Origin of the sequence: Asticcacaulis biprosthecium C19, assembly GCF_000204015.1 — a bacterium.
Lineage (GTDB): Bacteria > Pseudomonadota > Alphaproteobacteria > Caulobacterales > Caulobacteraceae > Asticcacaulis > Asticcacaulis biprosthecius.
In genome coordinates this window covers 1,268,167-1,276,247 of sequence record NZ_GL883077.1, presented here as the reverse complement: position 1 = coordinate 1,276,247, position 8,081 = coordinate 1,268,167, and the positions used below count along the sequence as shown (strand labels likewise).

Here is an 8,081-nt window from a genome sequence, read left to right as displayed (position 1 = left end):
CGAAGCCGGGCCGAAGGCCATCGGCAAGCGCGTCGAGACGGAGGGGTCCTCTCCCCCCAATTAACCTTTTCGCCGAAAAACCGTCACGGACTTGTTAAATCCCTGTCGTCAAATCCCCCTAAGGCCATTTGCGTCTGAAACAGCTCGCAGGGGTCGAAATGGCTGTCAACCGGCGTCGTGCCCTGTGGGGCCTTGGGATCATCGCCGCTTCGCCGGCACTGGGCGCCTCGGCCGTCGCGCCGTCACCCGGAGGCCTGCGGTTTGAACACGGTGTCGCCTCGGGTGATCCCCTGACGGACCGGGTCATCCTGTGGACCCGGATCACCGGCGCCCTGGAAGCCCTCACCGTCACCTGGCAGGTCGCCCGCGACGACGCCTTCACCGACCTGGCCGCTTCGGGTACCTTCACCACCGGCCCGAACCGCGATTACACCGTCAAGGTCGATGCCCAGGGCCTAGAACCCGGCCGCGACTATGTTTACCGCTTCATCGCGGGCAATGTAACCTCCCCCACCGGCCGCACCCGCACCCTGCCGCGAACCACCGACAAGGTCGTCCTGGCTGTCGCCTCATGCTCGCTGCATCCCAACGGTTATTTCAACGCCTACCGCGCTATCGCCGATCTCGACCGTGTCGACGCGGTGGTCCATCTCGGCGACTATATCTACGAATACGGTGCCGGCCTGACCGACTACGGCATGGGCAATGGCCGTTTACTGAACCGCACGCCCCAGCCGCCGCACGAGATCGTCTCACTGTCGGACTATCGCACCCGCCACGCCCAGTACAAGTCCGACACCGACCTGCAGGCGGCCCATGCCCGGGCGCCATGGATCTGCGTCTATGACGACCACGAAGTGATGAACGACTGCTGGACCGCCGGCGCCGAGAACCACGATCCTGACCAGGGCGAAGGCGATTTTACCCTGCGCAAGGCTGCGGCGCTGAAGGCCTATGGCGAGTGGATGCCGATCCGCGAAGCCGCGCCCGGTCGCCTGGCCGAAAGCATCTATCGCAGCTTCCGCTTCGGCCAGATGGCCGAGCTCATCATGACCGAGACCCGCCTGGTCGGCCGCACGCAACAGCTCGACTACGAAGCCGAACTTGGAGCGACGGGGGGCGAAGTTCCCGACTTCGACGCCATGCGGGCCAAAATCAACGATCCCTCGCGCGAATTGCTGGGCGCGGATCAGCGCGCCTGGCTGGGGAACACGCTCACGGCTTCGGTCCGCGACGGCGTCCGCTGGCAGTTGCTGGGCAACCAGGTCGTGATGACCCGCACCAACGGTCCCGATGTGGTCAAGGCCCTGGGTGCCGATAACCTGGCTGCCATCCGCGCCGTCCTGCCGGATCGCCCGCGCTACATTCTGGACGCCATGGTGGGCCTGTTCAGCCGGCCTGACCCCTTCCCCTTCAATCTCGACGCCTGGGACGGCTACCCGGCCGAACGCGAGCGTCTCTATGGTCTCATCCGCGAGGCCGGCGCCCGCATGGTGGTGGTGTCGGGCGACAGCCATGCCGCCTGGGCCAATCAGTTGCACGACGCCTCAGGCGTCCAGGTCGCCGTCGAGATGGGGGTGACCTCGATCACCTCGCCGACACGGTGGCTGGATTCGTGGCTGCCCGACCTGCATCTGGCGCAGACCCTGGCCGACGACAATGCCGAAATCATTGCCAGCGACGACGGCCACAACGGCTTCGTCCGCCTGACCCTGACCGATGATTCCATGACCGGCGAATGGATGGCGGTTGACACCATCCTGTCGCGCGATTTCAAACTGTCGGTGCGCAAGGCTTTCACGGCCCGCGCCGGCGACACCGGAGTCGGGCCGCTTAGCGAAATCTGACTACCAGATGATGGCGCCCAGGAAGCCGGCATCGGTGGCGTCGGTATCGCGCACCCAGACCAGATTCCCGCTGCCCAGATCGATCAAGGCGTGGCTGCCGGCCTGGCTGATCGTGCCACTGCCGAAGGCGCTCAGATCGATGACGTCGCCCTCACTGGCGTCGAAATCGTAGATACTGTCGGCCCGGCAGCCAGCCTGGAACAGGAAGGTATCCGCGCCCAGGCCGCCCCATAACAGGTCACCCGCGCCGCCGCCGTCGATGACATTGTTGCCGTCATTGCCGAACAGCGAGTTCACCTGATTGTTGCCGGTCGCATCGATGTTCGCAGTGCCGGTCAGGACCAGTCCCTCGACATAGGTGCCCCACAGCAAGAAGCTGACCGACGAATGGACCTCGTCATTGCCCTCGCCGGCGGCTTCGACCACCACATCATTGCCGGCCTGAACGTAGTAGCTGTCGTCACCCAGCCCGCCCGTCAGCACATTGTGGCCCTCATTGCCGACCAGGGCGTTGTTCAGCCCGTTGCCCGTGCCGTTGATATCCGATGCACCGGTCAGGAACAGGTTCTCGACGAAATCACCCAGGGCATAGCTGCGCGACGACTCGACCGTGTCGGTGCCTTCGCCGTCCAGTTCGGTCACCACGTCGCCCGACGCGTTGACGCCATAGGTATCGTCACCCAGTCCGCCCCACAGGCTGTCATTACCGGCACGTCCGTCCAGCAGGTTGCCGCCATCATTGCCGTGCAGGGCGTTGGCCAGGCTGTTGCCGAAGAGCGCCATATCGGCTGAGCCGGTCAGATAAGCGACCTCGATATGGCGGCCGGTCAGGTCGTATTCGACCGACGTGTAGATGACGTCCGTGCCAGCATTGAGGAACTCGTAGACCTTGTCGTCAACATGGTCGACATAATAGGTGTCGTTACCCAGTCCGCCGTACATCTTGTCGTAATTTTCGCCGCCGTCGATGACGTTATGGCCGTCATTGCCGTCGATCGTATTGGCCAGCGTGTTGCCCGTGGCGTTGAGATTGTCGCTGCCGATCAGGTACAGCTGCTCGACCACCCGGCCGACCAGCGAGAGGCTGACCCAGGAAATGACCACGTCACGCCCCATACCGGCATCTTCGTAGATCCTGTCGCCCAGGTCGTCGACATAATAGGTATCATCGCCGTCGCCGCCGTACATCGAATCCGCGCCCACGCCGCCGTCCAGGCGATTATTGCCCGCGCTGCCGGTGAGCCGGTTGGCGCCGTCATTGCCGGTGCCGTCAACGTCATCGAAACCGTCGAGATACAGGTCTTCGATAAAGGTCCCGACCAGCGACCAGGTGATGGTCGACACGACCATGTCCTTGCCTTCACCGTCCAGCTCAACCACGACGTCGAAATCGCTGTCGACATACAGCACATCATCCCCCAGCCCGCCGATCACCGTATCGTCGCCGCCATAGCCGTTCAGCGTGTCATTGCCGGCCTCGCCCTTCAGTTCGTCGTCGCCTTCGCTGGACCCCAGGTCGTTGGCGGCGGCATTGCCGCGCAGATAGACCGCGACGCCGCTGTCGTGGAAATCGTCATTGCTGTCGAAATAGCCGTCGCGGATGATGACATCGATATGTTCGATATCCGCGATCACGCTGGTCGCGCCGCTGCCCAGGTCGATCACCCCGTCCGTCAGGTCGATGATCACGCTGCCCAGCGGGGTGATACCCACGCCCGTATCGGCATCGTCATAGATGAAATTGTCGACCTCAAGCTGAAAGGTGTCGATGCCGGCACTGCCCTCGATCGTGTTATTGCCGAAGATGAGGTCCGTCGTACCGTCGGCGCCTTTTACACCCGCCGTCGTGTCTGTCGGGTCCGGAAGAAACACCCCACCCTGTCCGGCATTGAGGAACAAAGCCAGCGAAATCACCACATCGTCGATCGTCGCGCGCAAATGGTTGCCGCTGAAGTCGAAGACGGCATCACCGCCGCTGCCGCTGACGCCGTCCTGGCTCGGATCATCTTCTGAGGCATAGCCAAATCCACCCTGGCCGCCCACAACAGCAATGACGATCCCGTCTTCACAGCCGCAATCAGAGGTAAAGTCGAAAGTGTTGCCCGTGACCGCGACCGAGGCGTCACCACCCTCCCCGCCATTGCCGTTGTTGCCGTAACTCCCGTCGCCAGCAGTGCCGGTGCCGGCATAGCCCTGGAACCCGCCGTCACCGCCCTTGCCGCCCGTCGCCGCAATCGCCCGCCCGTCCGAGGTAACAAACAGATTGTCAATCACCGACAACGCGGCTCCGCCACCGTTGCCACCATGGCCACCCAACCCGCCATTGCCGCCCGTACCGCCGACGGACGCGCCTTCGCCGCCGTCGCCGCCGTCGCCGCCTTCCCCACCGTCCCCGGCTGAGATCTGGATAAAGGTCGCGCCAGCCTCGGAATCCGCCAGCGTCAGACTGGTGCTGCCGCCGACACCGCCATGCCCGCCATTGCCACCGTTGCCGCCATTGTAACCGTCCTCAGCCGCCTTGCCGCCATTGCCGAACAGGTTGGTGCTGTTCCAGCCGCCGCCGTCGCCGCCGTAGCCGGCAACCACCAGGACCGAAACCGTATCCGCGATGACATCGTCGATGCCGATATTGACGTCGCCTCCGGCGCCACCATAACCGCTGTTGCCACCGTTGGCGCCATTGAACGCGACTCCGGTCGGGGCGCTGCCGCCCAGCCCGCCATTGCCGCCGTCACCGCCCCAGCCCCCTTCGGCCTGGACCTCCAGGTCGCCGGACAGGACATCGCTCTGATCGAGCAGGTGCCCGATCAGCCCTTCACCGTCATCACCGGCGCCGCCGTCTGTGCCGTCATCCGGCGCTATACCGGGTGCGCCGACATCACCGTCGAGACCGTCGATACCCTCATCGCCATCATCGCCTAAGAACACGAACATGTTGAGCCTCCCAGGCGTCACTGCCCCACAGGCGCGCGCCAACGATCATTCCGGTTGAACGCTTTACTCAGTTGCGAAGGATTCGCGGGCAAGACTTGATGAATGTCAAGTTAACACGCCAATTTTGAGTTGAATCAGTAAACCGGACACGCCATCCACTGATATTCACGCGCCCGGGTCACGCCGACACTGCGCATCAGGACGAAGCCGCGGCTTTCGGCCGGACCGCCGGACATCGGGCTGCAGTTGGACATGTAAACGCTGGGCGCGTAGTTATACACCACATCGATATCCAGCGCACCCTCCTTGCTGAGGCGCGCCGACGCGACATCATAGCTGACATAGCCACCTTCGTGCAGATAGTCCCCAACGCGGCCGTGTTGGTTGAGAACGACCAGGGTGGCGTCCCCGGTCCCCATGCGCATCAGCTGTTCCTTGATACGATCGGGGCAGCCGCTTTCGCTCTTGCGCCAGTCGCCGCGGCGTTCGGCGCAGTCGACCACCTCCAGGTCACGGCCATAGGCTTCATAGATATTGACCGGCACCGGCGCCTTGGGCGCGCCGCAGGCATGGTGGGCGCCTTCGGTAATATACAGACCATCGCCCTGCTGCGAGACATTCCAACTGACCGCCTGGGTCGCCCAGCATCCGGCCACGCCGTTGAGGAAAGACTTGTTGACCCACCGGCTGTCGGCCTTGAAACCGTCCTTGCCCTTGCGCTTCAGCACCCACTGGTCGATCTGCTTCTCGCTCAGCCAGTCACCGGCATTGACCGGGGCGCGGGCGGCGATCAGGTCCACCTCCTTCACCCCCGGATTGGCCTGCAGGTAGGAAACCGCCGGCCGGGCGCACCAGGTCTTGCGCAACTGATAGATCTTGTCGCAGCTCACCCCGGTAATGGCGAGATAGCGGGTCGTCCCCCACACCTGCAGCTCTTCGGTGCGATGATGAACGCCGGCCGATCCCGGCAGCATGGGTTCGCCTTCGGGGTAGTAGGGTCCCTGCGGTGTTTCCGGACCGCCGTCGCAGGACACGATCTGGCTCTCATAGGCGACGAGCGTACTATTTGGCATCCCGTTCTCAGCGGCAATGACATAGCCGACGCCCTCGCCGTTCAGGCGGTAGCAGTTACGCGGGACGGTGACGTCCGAGGTCGGCAGGTCAAGGCGTTGAGCAACCAGGGCGCCGCCTTCGATCCGGGCGGTGAACAGGCTGAAATCACTGCCGTAGCGGCCGGCGATGCGTTGACGCGGTTCGGGCGCCTTATACAGGCCCAGCACGCGGACCGGATTGGCGGTCAGCTTGGCTTTCAGCGTATCGAAGCACGGTCCGCCCCCGGCCGGCTGCCAGGCCGCGGGACAGCCGTCCCGCGCCACGGCGATCATCAGCTTTTCGCCTTCGACCTCACGGACGGTGCCATATTCGGCCTCGCGGATCAGTTTTGGCGCATACTGCGCCATCGCAACCTGCGGCGCCGCGACGACAACGACGGCCGCAACCAGATATTTCCACATAATCCGCCCTCGCCCTTACGCCTCTGTACAGTTCCCGCGCCCATTAAGCGCGCCAGCACAAACAAATCAAGCGTCGCTGCCGTACATTGAATTAACCCATAACCGCTTGCAGCTTCTACGCCGCACGCCTAATGCTGCGCCACGCCAATGCAGGTTCCCCAGTGTCCGACTCGCCCGTCAAATCTTCCGGTCTCGTCCGCAATTCGCTGATCAACTCAGCCTTCACCCTGATCAGCCGGTTTCTAGGCATGGCGCGCGACGTGGTCATCACCGCCGTCATGGGCGCTTCGGGCAATATCGCTGCCGACGCCTACAATACGGCGCTCAGCTTTCCCAACCTCTTCCGGCGCATCTTTGCCGAAGGCGCCTTTACTGCCGCCTTTGTGCCCAGCTATTCCGCCGTCCTGGCCGAGGAAGGCCAGGCCGCCGCCGACAAGCTGGCGCGCGATGCCATGGCAACGCTCTGCTGCGCCACGGTCGTCCTGACCATCGCCGCGCAGCTGTCCATGCCGTGGCTGATGCACGTCATCAATCCGGGCTTCGCCGACACGCCGGACAAGTTCAAACTGGCCGTGGTCCTGACCCAGATCGCCATGCCGTATCTTCCGTGCATGACCATCGTCGCCCTGCTGTCGGGCGTTCTGAACGCGCGCGGCCGCTTCATCGTCTCGGCCGCCGCCCCCACCCTGCTCAATGTCGTCATGCTGGCCATGGTCCTGCCGCAGACCGATCCGGTCAAGGGCGCCTGGTGGGCCTCGGCCGGCATCGTCGTCGCCGGCGTCGCCCAGGCCGCGCTGCTGCTATGGGCCGTCCGCAAGGTCGGCGCGAAAGTCGGCCTCAACGTCATGCCGCGCTTCACCCCCCAGATCCGCCAGTTGCTGTGGCTGGCCATACCCGGCGCCCTGGCTGCCTCGGCGACCCAGATCAATGTCTGGGTCTCGGGCATCTTCGCGTCCCAGGTCGACGGCGCCCGCACCTGGCTGACCGTGGCCGACCGCCTGTATCAGCTGCCACTGGGCCTGGTCGGCGTCGCCATCGGGGTGGCCCTACTTCCGGCTCTGTCACGCTCGGTCCAGTCCGGCGACCACGACCGCGCGCAACAAACCCTGGATGACGCCCTGATCTACGCCATGGTCTTCACCCTGCCCGCCACGGCCGCCCTGATCGCCATTCCCCACTACCTGATCGACGGGCTTTACACCCGCGGCGAATTCCTGCCCCACGACGCCCTGGAAACCGCCGCCGCCCTGCTGCACTATGGCTGGGGTGTGCCGGCCTTTGTCCTGACACGTATCCTCAGCCCGGCCTTCTATGCCCGCAAAGACACCTACGGCCCGATGAAGTTCGCCCTGGTCAATGTGGCCGTCAACTTGGGCGTCGGCGTCGCCCTGTTCAACGGTGTCGTTATCGACGGCGTTCAGATCATACCCGAAATTGGCGTGCCCGGCCTGGCCATCGGCACCTCCGCTGGGGCCTGGGCCAACGTTCTGTTGATGTTGCTGACCCTGCTCAAACGCAAGGTCTGGCACCTGAGCGGTCGGTCAGCGTCGGCCCTGGTCAAGATTGTCCTGTGCGGCGCGGTCATGGGCGTCGCACTCGCCTTCTTTCAGGCCAACCGCGGCCTCATCGAAGCCCACATGGCCAAGGAATTCGCCATTGTGGGGGTTTGTTTTGCCGGCTTGTTCCTCTATATGGCCCTTCTCTTTGTCACCGGCGCGACCTCGGTTTCCGAACTGAAGGCCGTGATGCGCCGCCAGGGCTAAACGAGAATGACTTCACTTCCTTC

General features: G+C 64.0%; 4 protein-coding genes. 2 read left to right on the top strand and 2 right to left on the bottom strand.

The window, feature by feature from the left end; all coding sequences use genetic code 11:
* The first annotated feature begins 158 nt into the window (after positions 1 to 158).
* Positions 159 to 1,847, top strand: a complete 1,689-nt coding sequence (locus tag ABI_RS06205; protein WP_006272021.1) for an alkaline phosphatase D family protein — start codon at positions 159 to 161, stop codon at positions 1,845 to 1,847.
* Here the strand turns inward: ABI_RS06205 and ABI_RS23460 are convergent, their stop codons facing one another.
* Both ABI_RS23460 and ABI_RS06195 read right to left on the bottom strand, forming a co-directional pair.
* Positions 1,848 to 4,781 carry a calcium-binding protein gene (locus ABI_RS23460; protein ID WP_006272020.1) on the bottom strand — a complete coding sequence of 978 codons (2,934 nt, stop codon included), beginning with the start codon at positions 4,779 to 4,781 and terminating at the stop codon, positions 1,848 to 1,850.
* 134 nt (positions 4,782 to 4,915) lie between these two features.
* Entirely contained in the window at positions 4,916 to 6,295 is a 1,380-nt protein-coding gene (locus ABI_RS06195) for a hypothetical protein (protein WP_006272019.1), read from the bottom strand.
* A 131-nt stretch (positions 6,296 to 6,426) separates the two neighbouring features.
* Between ABI_RS06195 and murJ the strand changes: the two genes are divergently transcribed.
* Positions 6,427 to 8,058, top strand: a complete 1,632-nt coding sequence (gene murJ, locus ABI_RS06190; RefSeq protein ID WP_006272018.1) for a murein biosynthesis integral membrane protein MurJ — start codon at positions 6,427 to 6,429, stop codon at positions 8,056 to 8,058.
* Positions 8,059 to 8,081: the final 23 nt, after the last annotated feature.

Excerpts from the sequence above, each read along its gene's own strand:
- ABI_RS06205 (WP_006272021.1), top strand. The coding sequence starts at position 159 with ATGGCTGTCAACCGGCGTCGTGCCCTGTGGGGCCTTGGGATCATCGCC.
- ABI_RS23460 (WP_006272020.1), bottom strand. The coding sequence starts at position 4,781 with ATGTTCGTGTTCTTAGGCGATGATGGCGATGAGGGTATCGACGGTCTC.
- ABI_RS06195 (WP_006272019.1), bottom strand. The coding sequence starts at position 6,295 with ATGTGGAAATATCTGGTTGCGGCCGTCGTTGTCGTCGCGGCGCCGCAG.
- murJ (WP_006272018.1), top strand. The coding sequence starts at position 6,427 with ATGCTGCGCCACGCCAATGCAGGTTCCCCAGTGTCCGACTCGCCCGTC.